12 protein-coding genes are annotated in these 15040 nt (G+C 69.2%); 6 read left to right on the top strand and 6 right to left on the bottom strand.

Annotated features, from left to right (window positions below):
• Positions 1 to 10 precede the first annotated feature (10 nt).
• The 3 genes from ubiB (at position 11) to ACERLL_RS02875 (ending at position 5060) form a co-directional block, all read left to right on the top strand.
• On the top strand, positions 11 to 1708 hold the full coding sequence (ubiB, locus tag ACERLL_RS02885) for a 2-polyprenylphenol 6-hydroxylase (RefSeq protein WP_373654558.1): 1698 nt from the start codon (positions 11 to 13) through the stop codon (positions 1706 to 1708).
• 43 nt (positions 1709 to 1751) lie between these two features.
• The gene (locus ACERLL_RS02880; protein WP_373654557.1) at positions 1752 to 3344 is read left to right on the top strand and encodes a GGDEF domain-containing protein; all 1593 of its coding nucleotides are present in this window, start codon (positions 1752 to 1754) and stop codon (positions 3342 to 3344) included.
• A gap of 99 nt (positions 3345 to 3443) precedes the next feature.
• Positions 3444 to 5060 (top strand): GGDEF domain-containing protein, encoded by a 1617-nt coding sequence (locus tag ACERLL_RS02875; protein ID WP_373654556.1) that lies wholly within the window; start codon positions 3444 to 3446, stop codon positions 5058 to 5060.
• A gap of 7 nt (positions 5061 to 5067) precedes the next feature.
• Here ACERLL_RS02875 and ACERLL_RS02870 read toward each other — a convergent pair whose 3' ends face one another.
• The 6 genes from ACERLL_RS02870 to gpmI form a co-directional block, all read right to left on the bottom strand.
• Entirely contained in the window at positions 5068 to 5772 is a 705-nt protein-coding gene (locus ACERLL_RS02870; RefSeq protein ID WP_373654555.1) for a DUF4396 domain-containing protein, read from the bottom strand.
• Positions 5773 to 5978: 206 nt separating this feature from the next.
• Positions 5979 to 6548, bottom strand: a complete 570-nt coding sequence (locus ACERLL_RS02865; protein WP_373654554.1) for a DJ-1 family glyoxalase III — start codon at positions 6546 to 6548, stop codon at positions 5979 to 5981.
• Entirely contained in the window at positions 6545 to 7546 is a 1002-nt protein-coding gene (locus tag ACERLL_RS02860; RefSeq protein ID WP_373654553.1) for a divergent polysaccharide deacetylase family protein, read from the bottom strand. Before ACERLL_RS02860 ends, ACERLL_RS02865 begins: the two co-directional genes overlap by 4 nt.
• 10 nt (positions 7547 to 7556) lie before the next feature.
• Positions 7557 to 8888 (bottom strand): S41 family peptidase, encoded by a 1332-nt coding sequence (locus ACERLL_RS02855; RefSeq protein WP_373654552.1) that lies wholly within the window; start codon positions 8886 to 8888, stop codon positions 7557 to 7559.
• A 167-nt stretch (positions 8889 to 9055) separates the two neighbouring features.
• Entirely contained in the window at positions 9056 to 10255 is a 1200-nt protein-coding gene (locus tag ACERLL_RS02850; RefSeq protein ID WP_373654551.1) for a murein hydrolase activator EnvC family protein, read from the bottom strand.
• A gap of 17 nt (positions 10256 to 10272) precedes the next feature.
• On the bottom strand, positions 10273 to 11847 hold the full coding sequence (gene gpmI, locus ACERLL_RS02845; protein WP_373654550.1) for a 2,3-bisphosphoglycerate-independent phosphoglycerate mutase: 1575 nt from the start codon (positions 11845 to 11847) through the stop codon (positions 10273 to 10275).
• A 200-nt stretch (positions 11848 to 12047) separates the two neighbouring features.
• Between gpmI and ACERLL_RS02840 the strand changes: the two genes are divergently transcribed.
• The 3 genes from ACERLL_RS02840 to ACERLL_RS02830 all read left to right on the top strand — a co-directional run bounded on the left by ACERLL_RS02840 (position 12048) and on the right by ACERLL_RS02830 (position 15008).
• The gene (locus tag ACERLL_RS02840; protein WP_373654549.1) at positions 12048 to 12371 is read left to right on the top strand and encodes an ArsR/SmtB family transcription factor; all 324 of its coding nucleotides are present in this window, start codon (positions 12048 to 12050) and stop codon (positions 12369 to 12371) included.
• A 182-nt stretch (positions 12372 to 12553) separates the two neighbouring features.
• Entirely contained in the window at positions 12554 to 13909 is a 1356-nt protein-coding gene (locus ACERLL_RS02835; RefSeq protein WP_373654548.1) for a TolC family protein, read from the top strand.
• 37 nt (positions 13910 to 13946) lie between these two features.
• Positions 13947 to 15008, top strand: a complete 1062-nt coding sequence (locus ACERLL_RS02830) for an efflux RND transporter periplasmic adaptor subunit (RefSeq protein WP_373654547.1) — start codon at positions 13947 to 13949, stop codon at positions 15006 to 15008.
• Positions 15009 to 15040 lie beyond the last annotated feature (32 nt).

The following is a 15040-nucleotide window of genomic DNA, read 5'->3' as shown; positions in this document are numbered from 1 at the left end:
GGGGGAGCTCATGGCCGCTCCGCCGCCCGCAAGCCGCCCGGCCGCCTACCGGCGCCTGGGCCCGCGGCACGTGCTGCGCATGCTGCGCATCGCGCGCACCTTCGCCAAGTACGGCCTCGACGAGCTGATCGGCGCCATTCCCTTCTTCCGGCCCTACGCCTGGGTCAGCCGCCTGGTGCCCTTCCGCAACCGCATGGTCCGCGCCCACAGCCGTGGCGCCCGGCTGCGCCTGGCCATGGAGGACCTGGGCCCGCCCTTCATCAAGCTGGGCCAGATCCTGTCCACCCGTCGCGATCTGCTGCCCGGCGACATCATCGACGAGCTCTCCGCGCTGCAGGATGCCGTGCCGCCCTTCCCCGGGGCGGAGGCCGCCGCCATCGTGGAGCGCTCCCTGGGCGCCCCGCTGGCGGAGAGCTTCGCCGAGCTCCACCGCGAGCCGGTGGCCTCCGCCTCCATCGCCCAGGTGCACCGGGCGGTGCTGCCGGACGGCGAGCCGGCGGCGGTGAAGGTGCGCCGCCCCGGCATCGAGCGCCTCATCGAGACGGACCTGGCGGTAATGTTCGCCTTCGCCGCCCAGGCGGAGCGCTATATCGCCGAGGCGCGGCGGCTGCGCTTCGTGGCCGTGGTCTCCGAGTTCGCCAAGACCATCCACGACGAGCTGGACCTGGAGAAGGAAGGGGCGCACGCCAGCCAACTGCGCCGCAATTTCCGCAACAACCCGGTGCTGCGCGTGCCGCGCATCCACTGGAGCCACACCACCCGCGACGTGCTGACCATGGAGTGGGTGGAGGGCATCCCCATCGACGAGCCGGACAAGCTGGCCGAGGCGGGGGTGGACGTGGTGGAGGTGTCGCGCAACGCCGCGGAGGTGTTCTTCCAGCAGGTGTTCCGGGACGGCTACTTCCACGCCGACATGCACCCGGGCAACGTGTTCGTGGGGCCCGGCAACCAGCTCCGGGTGGTGGACTTCGGCATCATGGGCATCCTCGCCGCCGACCAGCGCCACTACCTGGCCGACATGCTCCTGGCGTTCCTGCACCGCGACTACGCACGGGCCGCGGAGGTCCACCTGGAGGCGGAGTTTGTTCCGCCCGACACCGACATGGTGGCCTTCGAGGACGCCCTGCGCGCCATCGCCGAGCCGGTGCTGGACCGGCCGCTGCAGGACATCTCCATGGCCAACCTGCTAATGCGCCTGTTCCAGACCACCCGGCGCTTCCACATGCCCACCCAGCCGCAGCTGGTGCTGCTGCAAAAGACCATGGTGAACGTGGAGGGCATCGCCCGCGACTTCAATCCGGAGATGAACATCTGGCTGGCGGTGCAGCCGCTGCTGCGGGACTGGATGGAGGAGGAGAAGGGCCCCACCCGCATGTGGCGGGAGCTCAACCGCGAGGCGCCGGAGTGGGGCCGCCTGCTGCCGAGCCTGCCGCGCGTCACCTCCGCCTTCCTGGAGCGGGCCGTCAACGACGACCTGACCCTGAACCTCCGGGGCCCCCAGCTCGACGTCCTCCACCGGGAGGTGCGCGCCGGTATCCGCCGGCTGGCCTACACGGGAGCCGGGGGCTTCCTGCTGTTGGCGGCGGGGCTGTCCGCCCTGATCCCCGATCTCGGCGCCCGCCTGGACCTCCCCGCCTGGTGGCTACCCTCGGGGCTTGCCGTCCTCGGGGGATCGTCCATCCTGTGGGGCCTGATCGGCCGCCGCTGAGCCGCCCGCGGGGAACCGCGCAAACCCGACGAGGGAAGGGAGCTTGCCCGACATCGTGCTTTTCCATCTGGACCCCCAGACGCTGTTCTTCCTGCTGGCAGTGCTGGGGGGACTCATCGCGGTGGTCTTCGGCGGTCTCTGGCTGCAGGGCGTGGGGCGTCCGGCCACGGGTCCCTGGGCCCTGGGCCACGGCGTGGCGGCGCTGGGCTACCTGCTGTCCCTGGGACGCGGCGCCATCCCCGACCTGTTGTCCACGGTCCTCGGCAACACCCTGGCGCTCGCCGGGGGCGTGCTGATCCTAAAGGCCCTGTATCTGCGCGTCGGCCGGCCCTTTTCCAACGGCGGCGCCCTCGCCGGGGTGGCGGCGATAGCGGTGCTGTTCCTCGTCTACACCTACGCGCTGCCCAGCCTCCCGGCCCGCATCATGCTCCTTTCGGTCTGCGCCGGCGCCCTGCTCACCGCCTGCGCCGCGGCGCAGCTGAACCTCACTGGAGAGCGGCGCACCTGGGCCCACCTGTTCCTGGGCGCGTCCTTCCTGTTCGCCGCCTTCGGACAGCTGATCCGAGCGGCCCTGACCCTGGAATCGCCGCCCACCGCCGGCCCGTTCGGCGAGCCCATGGCCTACGGCCTCTCCAAGACCATGCTGCTCACTGCGGTGGCCACATGGACCCTGAGCTTTCTGTGGCTCATCACCCTGGACCTGCGCCGCACCCTGGAGCGGGAGGTGGAATCCCGCCGCGAGAGCGAGCGGCTGTTCCGGTCGGTATTCGAGAATACTGCCAACGCCATCGCCCTCGGCGACGCGGAGGGCCGCGTGATCCTGGCCAACGAGGCCTTCGCCCGGCTCCTCGGCCGCTCCCCGACCGAGCTCCAGGGCATGCACTACGAGGAATTCACCCACCCGGAGGATCTGGGCGATTCCCAGGCGGTCGTGCAGCGGGAGCTGGCCGCCGGACACCGCTTCGCCCGCCTGGAGAAGCGCTACCTGGATGCCTCGGGCCGTCCCGTGTGGGTGGACCTCACTCTTTCCCAGCTCAAGGAGCCGGTGGGCCCCGGCATCCGCCATATCGCCGTGGCCACCGACATCCGCGCCAGGAAGGCCGCCGAGGCCGAGCTCGAATACCGGGCCACCTACGACGCCCTGACCGGGGCTGTGAACCGCTTGCACTTCGAGACCTTGCTGGAGCAGGAGGTGGGGCGGGTGGACCGCTACGGCAGCGAGGCGGCGCTGGTGATGTTCGACCTGGACCACTTCAAGGCCGTTAACGACACCCACGGCCACGGCACCGGCGACGCGGCCCTGCGGGAGGTGGCCGCTCTGGTGCGCGGCCGACTGCGCGACGCGGACGCGCTGGCCCGCTGGGGCGGCGAGGAGTTCCTGGTGCTGCTGCCGGAGACCGGCGGCGACGCCGCGGCCCGGGTGGGGGAGGAGCTGCGCCGCGCCGTGGCCGGAACGCGCTTCGCCGAGGGCGTAGCCATCACCATCAGTCTTGGCGTTACCGACATCCGGCCCGGGGACACCCGGAAGGACCTGCTCAAGCGCGCCGACGACGCCCTCTACGCCGCCAAGCACGCCGGACGCAACCGTCTGGAGCGCATCGTGGGGCACCATGTCCCATCCCCCGACACCGAATAGCGGGCCGGCGCCGGCTCCCCTTGTGGCGTGCCCGCAAGCCAATACAATACGGGGGTAGAAGGGGAAGTCCGGCCATTCCGGAAAAGGGCTCCATCGCCAGTGGACAACCTCACCGCTTTCACCCCCGACATCCGCACCCTGACCCACCTGCTGGCCGCGGTCACCCTGCTGACCAGCGCCGTTTACTGCGGGCTCTGGCTCCAGGGGACGGGCGCGCGGGCCAGCGGATTCTGGGCCCTGGGCCATGGCGGCGGCACCCTCGGCTACCTCCTGATCGGCCTGCGCGGCGTGGTCCCGGACTACCTGTCCATCACCCTGGCCAACCCCGCGGTGCTGGGGGGCGGCCTGCTGCTGGTGAAGGGCCTGTTCACCCTGCTGGAGCGCCCCTTCCCGGCGCGCTGGGCGGGTGCCGGGCTGGCGATAACGGCCTTGGCCTTCGCCTACTTCACCCACCTCCAGCCGGACCTCACCATCCGCACCCTGCTGGCCACGGGCATCGGCACCGTCATCCTCCTGGCCGGGGCCCTGCCCCTGCTGCGCATGCCGAAATCCGAGCGCCGCTGGGTGCATATCTTCATCGCCACCGCCTTCCTGGGCGTGGCCGCCGTCCAGCTCCTGCGCTTCGCCGGCACCCTGACCCAGCCCGCGGGCGCCGGCCTCATGGAGGCCACGGCCATCCACGGATTCGCCCTGGTGGCGATCCTGCTCGGGGTGGTTACCTGGACGCTGGGCTTCTTTTGGATGATCACCCTGGACCTGCGCCGCGACCTGGAAAACGAGGTGGAGACCCGCAAGCGCCGGGAAGAGACCCTGCGCCAGAGCGAGCAGCGCTTCCGCGCCATCTTCGACAACTCCGCCACCGGCATCGGCTTCGGCGACGAACAGGGCAATATCATCCTGGCCAACGACGCCTTCGCCCGGCTGGTGGGACGCTCCCGGGAGGAGCTGCTCGGCCGCAATTTCCTGGACCTGACGCACCCGGACGACCGCGATGCGGAGCTGGAGCTGGTGGAGCGCATGCTGGCCTCCGGCGGCAACGATTACCGTCTGGAAAAGCGATACGTCAGCGGCAAGGGCCACAGCGTATGGGTGGACCTGACGGTTTCCGCCGTGCGCGACGAGCACGGGCGAACCCTGCATTTCGTCGGCGTTGCCAACGACATCGGCGAGCACAAGGCGCTGCAGGAGGAGCTCAAGCATCAGGCCACCTACGACCGACTCACGGGCACGGTGAACCGGCTGCAGTTCGACCGGCTACTGGAGCGGGAGCAGGAGCGGGTGAGCCGCTACGCCAGCCCGGCCACCCTGGTCATGTTCGACATTGACCATTTCAAGGCGGTGAACGACACCCACGGCCACGACGTCGGCGACACGGTGCTTCAGGAGCTCGCCGGTCTGGTCCGGCAGCGGCTGCGGGAAACGGACGTGCTGGCCCGCTGGGGCGGCGAGGAGTTCATGGTCCTGCTGCCGGAGACCGATGCCGGCGCCGCCGCCACCTTGGGAGAGGAGCTGCGCCGCGCGGTGGCCGCCGGGACCTTCGCCGACGGGCTGGCCATCACCATCAGCCTGGGACTCGCCGAGCTCCGGCCGGGGGACACCATGAAGGCCCCCCTGAAGCGGGCCGACGATGCCCTCTATGCCGCCAAGCACGGCGGACGCAACCGCCTGGAGCGAGCCGACCCGGAGACCGCGCCCGCCTCCAGCAACCGCGGCTAGCTCGCGCCTACATCTTCTCCTTGATGCCCTGCCGCAGCAGCCACCAGTTCACCGGATAGCTGGTGAGGAAGCCCGCCAGCATGGCGATCTGCATCATGAACCAGAAGGTAAAGGTGGTCTTGTGCAGCTCGTGGCCGACGATGCCGAAGGTGACGATGGCCATCCAGCCGTACATGCCCAGCTGCCAGCTGGTCAGGGACAGGGCGTCCGCCTTCACCGCCGCCACCATACCCTGCCCCGGGGACAGGCCCCGCATGGGCTTGATGGTGAAGTACTGGAAGACGATGCCGAAGGAAAAGGCCAGGAGATAGTCGTAGACCCAGACGCTGAAGATCTTGTAGCCAAAGAGGTGAAAGACCAGGAAGGGCAGCAGCACCACCCCCCATTCGGCCACGATGTCGCCGAGGGTGCATCCGGCGCCGCAGTGGGTGGTGCCCAGCCCGGTGGTCTGCCAAAAGGGGCGCCGGCTGGCCGGGTGGCCCCTGCCCTCCTCCATGGCCCGGTCCACGTTGGCCTTGGTGGTCAGCCGTCCCTTGCGGAAGTAGGACCACAGCCCCAGGGGGCCGGCATAGAGGGCGGTGAGCGGCCACACCAGCTCCATGATCCACATCTTCTGGCGGTGGCCCATGATGATGTCGATGGCCACGATGACGGCGCACAGAACGCCCAGGCTCACCGAGAGGACGGCGAGGATATGCACCCATTCCGGCATGGGGCTCCCTTCGCGGTGGGGAATGGTCCTTTTTCAGGCCGGCGGCGCCGCCCCGCCCGCGGGCCCATGTCCCGACCCATACCCCATTGCCGGCCCGACCGGTAAGACGGGCGCCTCCCTAGGCATCCTCCCCAGCAACACCCAACGAAAAGGCCCCGTCCCCGGGGCGGGGGACGGGGCCTTCCTGCCCGCGATTCCCGGCGAGCTCAGGCCGTGGCGGAGGACTCGGGGCGCATGAGGCGGGACTCCACCTCGTCGCGCTTGCTCCGGCCCTCCAGGATGGCCACCAGCTCCAGGGCGAAGTCCATGGCCGTGCCCGGTCCCCGGGAGGTAGTCACCTTGCCGTCGCGGACCACCGTGGTCTCCCGATAGTCCACGCCCACCTCGATCAGCTTGTCGCGCACCGCCGGGAAGCTGGTGGCGCGCTTGCCGTCGAGCACGCCGAATCCCGCGAGCACGGAGGGCGCCGCGCAGATGGCGGCGATCTCCTTGTCCTCACCCTGCAGCCGCTCCACCAGGGCCTTGAGGTCGGCGCTCTCGCCGAGCTTGCCGGTGCCCGGACCGCCCGGCAGCACCACCATCTCCACGCCGGGATCGTCCTTCACGGCGGCCATGGTGGTATCCGTGCCCACTGGGATGTTGTGGGAGGAGAGCACGGGGCTGTCGCTCACAGCCGCCGTTACTACATCGATCTCCGCGCGGCGGAGGATGTCGACGATGGTGAGCGCCTCGATGTCCTCGAAGCCTTCCACGAGGGGTACGACGACGCGGCTCATGGTCTTTCTCCTTGCGTTTGTCGGGCTCTGCGGGCGGCCAGGGTGCCGTCGTTCGGCTCCTGTCGGGCGCGCACCGCCACCACCTCCCGTACCGGGACGATCTCCACGCCCATGGCGGAGGTGGCGGGCAACAGCTCCCGCAGCACCTTGAGGGTGGCGGGATGGGGGTGACCGATGGCGATGGCCGTGCCCTGTGCCCGGGCCTCCTCCATTAGCCGCTGGAACTGGCGGCGGACGAATTCCTCCGTGGGCCGGTGGTCCAGGAAGATGTCGCGGCCGGCGGAGGGCACCCCGGCGGCATGGGCCTGCTCCAGGGCATGGGTATCCGCCGTGGTGCGCGAATCGATGAAGAACAGTCCGCTCCGCCCCAACGCCTCCATCACCCAGCCCATGGGCCGGGAATCCGCGGTGAGGGCGCTACCCATGTGGTTGTTGATGCCCACCGCGTAGGGAATACCCTGCAGGTTGGCCCGCATGGTGCGCAGCAGGGTGGGCCGGTCCATGCCCTGGCGCAGGAAGGTGGGCCCGAGCGGGATGCTGCCGTCCTCGGGCTCCATGGGCATGTGCACCAGGACCTCCTTGCCCCGGGCGTGGGCACGGCGCGCGGTGCGGTCCGCATAGGGCGTCCCCGGAAGCACCGCCACCGCCACGGGGAACGGCAGCCGGCTCACCGCCTTCCCCTGGGGCCAGCTGTTGCCCAGGTCATCGATGATGATGGCGGCCCGGGGGCCACGCTCCATCAGGCCCTCTTCCGGCTTGCCGTCTTCCCGCTTTCGCGACTCCTGGCGAGGGGGCGGAGGGTCCGTTTCCATGCGGGGCGATTTGCGCACCGTCCGCTCCGCCGGGGCGCCCCCGCTCCCCGGCCCGAGCAGCCAGACCACGGTGCCGGCCACCAAACCGACCAAAAGGCCGATCCCGAGAAAGCCGGCGGCGAGGTAGCGCCGCCGGCGCTGGGCCGGGGTCGGCTTCTTGCGCTTGGCAGCGCCCTTCTTGGCCACGGTCCGCTCCTCAGGAGGCCTTCTTGGTCTCCATGAGGATGATGCCGCGCAGGAGGTTCATGGCCTGGTTGAGCTGATAGTCCTCAAGGTAGGTAGGCGTCTTGCCGTCCTTCTTCGCGCCCTCGCCCCCGCCGGGCTGACCGGAGCCGCCGTTGTTCATCAGATGCCCGGGCAGATCCTTCTCCGTGAGCCGCTCGCCGGACTGCTCGGGCTTAGAGACCTCCAGCGGCCGCACGGTGATGTCGGGCTCGATGCCGCGGGCCTGGATGGACCGGCCCTGCGGGGTGAAGTAGCGGGCGGTGGTCAGCTTGAGCCCGGAGCCGTCGGAGAGCTCCAGGATGCTCTGCACGGAGCCCTTACCGAAGGTGGAGGTACCCACCACCAGGGCCCGTTCCCGGTCCTGCAGGGCACCGGCCACGATCTCCGAGGCGGAGGCGGAGCCGCTGTTCACCAGCACCACGATGGGCTTGTCGCTGAGCACGTCGTCGGGGTTGGCGCGCAGGGTCATCTCGCTGCTGTCCTCGCGCCCCTCGGTGTAGACGATCTTGCCCTGCTTGACGAAGGCATCGGCCACTTCCACCGCGGCGGAAAGGACGCCTCCGGGGTTGTTGCGGAGGTCCAGGATCAGGCCCTGCATGCTGCCCTTCTGTTCATCCTTGAGCTGGGCGATCTGCTCGCGGACCTTGGCCCCGGTATCCTGCTGGAACTGCTTTATGCGCACATAGCCGATGCCGTGCGGCAGCATGCGCGAGTCGACGCTCTCGATGCGGATCACGTCCCGGGTCACGGTGAAGTCGCGGGGCTTCTCGAAGCCCTCCCGGACCACGGTGAGCTTGATCTTGGAGCCGGGCTCGCCGCGCATCTTCTTCACCGCCTCCATGAGATTCATGTCCTTGGTGGGGGTGCCGTTGATGCGCACGATCAGGTCGCCGGCCTGCAGACCCGCCTTGTCGGCGGGGGTGTCCGCGATGGGTGAGACCACCTTGATGAAGCCGTTCTCGGTGGTCACCTCGATGCCCAGCCCGCCGAACTTGCCCTCGGTCTCCACGTGCATCTCCCGCAGCATATCCTTGGTGAGATAGGTGGAGTGGGGATCCAGCTCCTGGAGCATGCCGTCGATGGCCCCTTCCATCAGCTTCTGGTCAGAGACCTTCTCCACGTACTTGCCCTTGATCTGCGAGTACACCTCGCTGAACAGCTGGAGCTGCTCATAGGGAATGGAGACTTCTTCCGAGGACACTTCCCGGTCCGCCTGGGAGATCCGCTCTAAGGTCAATCCGGTCCCGATGAGGATTCCCAAAAACAGAACAAACAGGGTTTGCAGGCGTTTCCGCGGTTTCATGCATGGCTCCATATGGCAAACACGTTCCCCTCGCCCCGGCCGAGAGGACAAGGAGGAGGAAAACTGCGCGGACAGGAGGAAGTGTCCGGTGACAGTCGGTTACGATCGGGATGACGGACCATTTAAGCAGACTCCGGTCCACCGGCAAAACGCCTCCGACCGGATTGTCAGCGGCTGGCCGAACGTTCGGCGTCGGCTCCGGGCGAACGGCACCAGTGCATGGGGTCCACGGGCTGTCCGTCCTTGCGGATCTCGAAATAGGTCGCCGGCCGCGACCGGCCTCCGGTGCTGCCCACGGCGGCGATCGCCGAGCCCGTTTCCACCCATTCCCCCACTTCCTTGTATAGCACACGGTTATGGGCGTACAGCGAGAGCAGATTATCGCCGTGATCGATGATGGTGAGCAGCCCGTAGCCCCGCAGCCGATCGGCGTAGGCCACGCGGCCCCGAAAGATGGCCCGGACCTCGGTGCCGGGGCGGGCACCCAGGAGCATGCCGTTCCAGCGCAGGGACCGCTGTTCGCGTTCGGTTCCGAATCGGGCCAGAACCTCCGGCGCGGGGACGGGCAGGGCGAGCTTTCCCTTCAGCTCGGCCATGTGCTTGTCGCCGACCTCGAGCAGGATACCGTCCTCACGCAGCCTGCGCAGCCGGGCGATGACCTTCTTCAGGGCTTTCTGGTCGGACCGCACGGCGACCAAACGGTTCCGCTGCCGTTCGGCCTTATTCTTCAACTGTTCTAGGAGATCCCGCCGTCGGTCAAGCCGTTCGGCGATTGCGCGCTTCTGGCGGGCCAGCTTTTCCTCGAGCCGCTTGTGCTCCGCCTGCTCGTCCCGTAGCTCGGTCATGACGCCGGCGAGGCGCTCGCGGGTCCGCTCCAGGCGGGCCATTTCTCGGCGGCGGGCCTTGTGCAGGTAGCCGAGGTAGGTGAGGGCGCGGCGGACCCGACCGGGATCCTCGTGGCCGAAAAGCTGCCGCAGGAAGCCGTGCCGTCCGGTTCGATGGGCGGCCTGCAGGTAGACGGCCAGCCGGTGGCGGTGCTCGGCCACCCGTTCGCGGAGGCGGTCGCGCTTGCCGGTGAGCGCGTCGAGGCGGGTGGCGTTGTCCTCGAGGGCCTTTCGATTGTCGCGGCGCTTGGCGCGGAGGTCGGCGACCTGCGCCTCCAGGTCGAACACGGCCTGCCGGGTGCCCTTCTTGCGGGAGCGGGTCCGCTCCAGACGGTCGGCGAGGTCACGGGCGGTGCGGCGGAGCTCGGCCAGCTCGTCCTTTTTCTGCTCCAGGCGGGAATCGGAGCTATCCGCGGCAGCGGGAAACGGCGCCGCCAAGGCGCCGAGCAGGAACAGCACGGCGGCCGTGGGGAGGAACCGCACCCCGGACCGCCCGGGGGTCACACCCCTTCGGCCTGTTCCGCCGGCATGTCCAGCTGCGCCAGGGCGTGCCCGGTCATCTCGTGGGGCTGAGGGAGCCCCATGAGGTGAAGCATGGTGGGCACCACGTCCTCCAGGGCCCCGGTTTCCGCCATGGTCACCTTGCGGTCGCCCACGTAGAGGAACGGCACCGGATTGGTGGTATGGGCGGTATGCGGCTTGCCGGTCTCCGGATCCGCCATCTGCTCGGCGTTGCCGTGGTCGGCGGTGATGAGCAGCTCGCCGCCGTGGGCGCGCACCGACTCCACCACCCGGCCCACGCACTCGTCCACCGCCTGCAGCGCCTGGACCGTGGCGTCGAAGTTGCCGGTGTGGCCCACCATGTCGGAGTTGGCGTAGTTCATGATAATGACGTCGTAGGTACCCGCGTCCACCGCCTTGATCACCTCGTCGGTGAGCTCGTGGGCGCTCATCTCCGGCTGCAGGTCGTAGGTGGCCACCGGCGGGGAATGGATGAGGATGCGGTCCTCGCCCGGGAACGGGGTTTCCTCGCCGCCGTTGAAGAAGAAGGTGACGTGGGCGTACTTTTCCGTCTCCGCGATGCGCAGCTGCCGCAGCCCCCGGGCCGAGAGGTACTCGCCGAAGATCTGCTTCAGGCGCTGGGGCGGGAAGGCCATGGGCACGTCGAAGGCGTCGTTGTACTCGGTGAGGCACACGAACCGCGCCAGCTCGGGCACCACCGAGCGCTCGAACTTGTCGAAGTCGGGCTCGATGAAGGGCTGGGTGATCTGACGGGCGCGGTCGGAGCGGAAGTTCATGAACACCACCGCGTCGCCGTCGCCGATCAGGCCCACCGGCGCCCCCGAATCGTCCACCAGGGCGGTGGCCTCCACGAACTCATCGGTCTCGCCGCGCTCGTAGGCCTTGTCCACCGCCTCGATGGCGCCCCGGGCGGTATGCCCCTCGCCCCGGGTGAGGAGGTCGTAGGCGGCCTGCACGCGGCGCCAGCGGCGGTCGCGGTCCATGGCGTAGTAGCGGCCGATGACGGTGGCAATCCGGCCGCCGCCCACCTCGGCCATGAACTTCTCCAGGCGATCGATGTAGCGGTGGGCGCTCTGAGGCGCGGTATCGCGGCCGTCGAGGAAGGCGTGCACGTACACCTGCGGGGCGCCCCGCTCCACCGCGAGCTTGATCATGGCCTCGATGTGGGACTGGTGGCTGTGCACGCCGCCGTCGGAGAGCAGGCCCATGATGTGCAGGGCCTTGCCGGAGCCCTTGGCCGCGTCCACGGCGGCGGTGAGCTCGTGGTTGCTGTAGAAGGAGCCGTCCTCGATGGCGCGGTTCACGCGCGCGTACTCCTGATACACCACGCGGCCGGCACCCACGTTCAGATGCCCCACCTCGGAGCTCCCCATCTGGCCGGAAGGCAGACCCACGGAGGCGGCGGAGGCCTGGATCAGGCTATGGGGGCAATCCCGCCAGAGGCCGTCCAGCACGGGCAAGTGCGCCGCATGCACGGCGTTGGATTCCGGGGCTTCCCGGTACCCCCATCCATCGAGAATCATCAGCACCATAGGACGATGCGGCAGCGCCATCGGGCCTCCCTCTTCCTTCATCTCCCGCCGCGGTCTTCGAGCAACCCCGCGTGCGAGCCCGCGGGATTAAGAAAGGTTCTAAATTCTAGCAAAAACCTGCGTACTTGTGACGCCCCGAAAGCGAACGGGTTCCTTGACGCGGACATATAATATTATTATTACTCAGTAAAACAGTCCCAGAATTCTGGGGGAGGAAGGTCATGGAGTCCACCGAACACCTGCTCGAGGGTGACGAGAATATCGAGCAGGCCTCTCGCTCCCTCAAGGCGATGTCGCACCCGCTCCGCCTCAAGGTGCTCTGCACGCTCAGCGACAAGGAGATGAGCGTACAGGAGATCGTTGAGCAGGTCGGCACGTCCCAGAGCAATATCTCGCAGCATCTGGGAATCATGCGGGACAAGGGCATCCTCAAGGCCCGGAAGAACGCCAACAAGGTGTACTACCGGGTCGGCGACCCCCGCACCCTGAAGCTCATCTCCCTGATGCGCGAAGTCTTCTGTCCGTTCGAGGATGACCACATGTAGCTCGAACCTGGAAGGACCCGGCTACGCCGGGTCACCGGGAGGTGGCCCTTCCCCTCCCGCTCCTGGCCGCAGAGGAGAAGCCCATGCGGATAGGAAGCGACGTCCTGACGAACCGGAGGATCCGGGCCGAGCGCTCGGATTTATTTATGGACTCAAATATTAGAATATGGTTATTTAATAAAATGAACGCGCGCACCCTCTCCCGCATCCTGCCGGTTACTGCCTTCGCCGTCCTCCTCGTCCCGGGCACTGCTGGGGCTATCGGGCTGGAGGAAGCGGTGCGCCAGGCCCTGGAGAACAATAACCAGGTCTCCGCCAGCCGCTATCGGATGAAGGCGGCCGGGCACCGGGTGGACGCGGCCCGCAGCGGCTACCTGCCCCAGGTGGACCTGCAGGTGGGCGCCCGGGCCACGGACAATCCGGCGCAGGCCTTCATCGCCAAGCTGAACCAGGCGGAGGTTACCAGCCAGGATTTCCGGCCCGGCACGCTCAACGATCCGGACACCACCACCGACTTCGCCACCGCCCTGGTGCTGCGCCAGCCCCTCTATCAGGGCGGGGCCACCAGTGCCCGGGTGACCCAGGCGCGCTCCAGCCGCGAGGCCGCGGGCGAGCAGTTCAACCAGACGCGGCTGAACGTGGCCCTCGGGGCCACGCGCGCCTTCCTGCAGGTACAGCTGGCGCGGGCGCAGGTCCGGGTGACGCGCGAGGCGCTGGAAGCCGCCCGCGAGCACCTCCGTATCGCCGAGGACCGCTTCGAGACGGGCTCGGCCCTGCGCTCCGACATGCTCCAGGCGCGTACCCGGGTCAGCGAGCTGGAGGAGCGGCTGCTGGCGCGCAAGAACGGCCTGGCGCTGGCCAAGAGCACCCTCAACGAGCAGCTGGGACGCGGCCTTGACGCGCCCGTGCGCCTTCAGCAGGACCTGGGGGCGGAGCTGCCCCCGGCGACGCCGGATTTGCGGTCCCTGATCCGCAAGGCGCTGGCGGAGCGACCGGCCATCACCGCCACCGAGGCGCGGCTGGCTGCCGCCCGGGCCCGGGTGACGGAGGCCCAGGCCGCCTTGCTGCCCCACCTGAACCTGGAGGCGCGGCTGGAGGATCATCGCGACAGTGGCGCCGATCAGAGCTGGCTGGCCGGGATCCGCATGGACTGGCGCCTCTTCGGCGGCGGCCGGGTGGCCACCCGCCAGGCCGCCGAGGCGGAGCGCTTCGCCACCCATGCCCAGCTCACGGACACCCAGCGCAAGGTCCGGCTCGAGGTGCGGCGCGCCAAGCTCAATCTGGAGACGGCCCGCCGCCGGCTGGAAACCGTCCGGCACGCCGTGGAGAGCGCCCGCGAGAGCCTGCGCACCAACACCAACCGATACCGGCAGGGGGCCGCGACCATCGTCGAGGTGCTCGACGCCCAGCTGGCCCGCCATCAGGCCCGGGCACGGCAGGTAGAGGCGCTGTACGACCTGCGCCTGAGCCATGCGCGGCTGCAGAAGGCAGTGGGCCAGACCCCCGTGCTGGACCGGCTCTCCCGGAACAGCGGCTGACCCGGTCGGCGACGATCCCAACCCACAGGAGCACCGCATGAAAAGGATGGCCGTTCTTCTGGCCGCGACCGCCCTTCTCGGGACGGCGTCCACCGCCGCGGCGGAGATGCCCTTCGAGACCCTGGTGGTGGAGCCCAGCGCGCTGGACCGCATCCGCAGCGCCCCGGGCACCGTGGAGTCGCGGCTCACCTCGCGGATCTCCGCGGAGGTGAGCGGACAGGTGGAAGCCATGCCCTACGAGGTGGGCGACTCCGTGGCCAAGGGGGATACCCTGGTGCGGCTGGACGATTCGGCCCTGCAGGCCCAGCTGGCGGTGGCCCAGGCCGCCCTGCGGGCCGCCGAGGCGCGGGTAAAGGAAGCACGCCAGAACTTCCAGCGGATCCAGAACCTTTACGAGCAGAATTCCGCCTCCGAACAGCAGCTGGACAAGGCCACCGCCGCCCTGGACAGCGCCGAGGCCCAGCGCGGACAGGCGCGGGCGGAGATCCGCAAGCTGCGCATCCAGCTCGACAAGACCACCATCAAGGCGCCGGTGGACGGCGTCATGATGGCTACCCATATCGAGGAGGGCGAGCTGGCCCAGCCGGGAGCGCCGCTTGTGACCGTGCTCGACCCGCGACGCCTGCGCCTCACCGCCCGGGTCCAGGAGAGCCGTATCCCGGAGCTCATGGGCGACGGCGAGGCCCGCGCCTGGATCCCCGCCCTCGGCAAGCGGCTTCCGGTGGAGCGGGTCACCGTGGTGCCCCAGGGAGACCCGCAGACCCATACCTTCCAGGTGCGTCTGCGGCTCCCGAAGGGCGCCTCCGTGTCCGCCGGGATGTTCGGCCGGGCGGAGTTCCTGCTCGGCAGCTACGAGGCCCTGGTGGTCCCCGACCGGGCCGTCGTTCACCGCACGGAGATCACCGGCGTCTACGTGGTGGAGGACGGGCGGGTGGCGTTCCGCCTGGTGGAGCTGGGCGAGCGCACCGACAAGGGCCGCGAGGTGCTCGCCGGCCTGCGTCCCGGCGAGCGCGTCGCCCTGGAGCCGAACCGGGCGCTGCGCTACCTGAAGGAGCAGCAGCCCGCCGCCTCCGGCGGCGATTCGGGCGCCTCCCACTAGCCGGACCCCCACGCACCCCCCGGCCCCGGAAC

Origin of the sequence: Thiohalorhabdus sp. Cl-TMA (assembly GCF_041821045.1) — a bacterium.
GTDB lineage: Bacteria > Pseudomonadota > Gammaproteobacteria > Thiohalorhabdales > Thiohalorhabdaceae > Thiohalorhabdus > Thiohalorhabdus methylotropha.
Note: the sequence above shows the minus strand (reverse complement) of the source record. Positions and strands in the feature narration are given on the sequence as shown.

Coding starts and splice junctions, on each gene's coding strand:
- ubiB (WP_373654558.1), top strand. CDS start 11: ATGGCCGCTCCGCCGCCCGCAAGCCGCCCGGCCGCCTACCGGCGCCTG.
- ACERLL_RS02870 (WP_373654555.1), bottom strand. CDS start 5,772: ATGCCGGAATGGGTGCATATCCTCGCCGTCCTCTCGGTGAGCCTGGGC.
- ACERLL_RS02865 (WP_373654554.1), bottom strand. CDS start 6,548: ATGAGCCGCGTCGTCGTACCCCTCGTGGAAGGCTTCGAGGACATCGAG.
- ACERLL_RS02855 (WP_373654552.1), bottom strand. CDS start 8,888: ATGAAACCGCGGAAACGCCTGCAAACCCTGTTTGTTCTGTTTTTGGGA.
- gpmI (WP_373654550.1), bottom strand. CDS start 11,847: ATGGCGCTGCCGCATCGTCCTATGGTGCTGATGATTCTCGATGGATGG.
- ACERLL_RS02840 (WP_373654549.1), top strand. CDS start 12,048: ATGGAGTCCACCGAACACCTGCTCGAGGGTGACGAGAATATCGAGCAG.
- ACERLL_RS02835 (WP_373654548.1), top strand. CDS start 12,554: ATGAACGCGCGCACCCTCTCCCGCATCCTGCCGGTTACTGCCTTCGCC.
- ACERLL_RS02830 (WP_373654547.1), top strand. CDS start 13,947: ATGAAAAGGATGGCCGTTCTTCTGGCCGCGACCGCCCTTCTCGGGACG.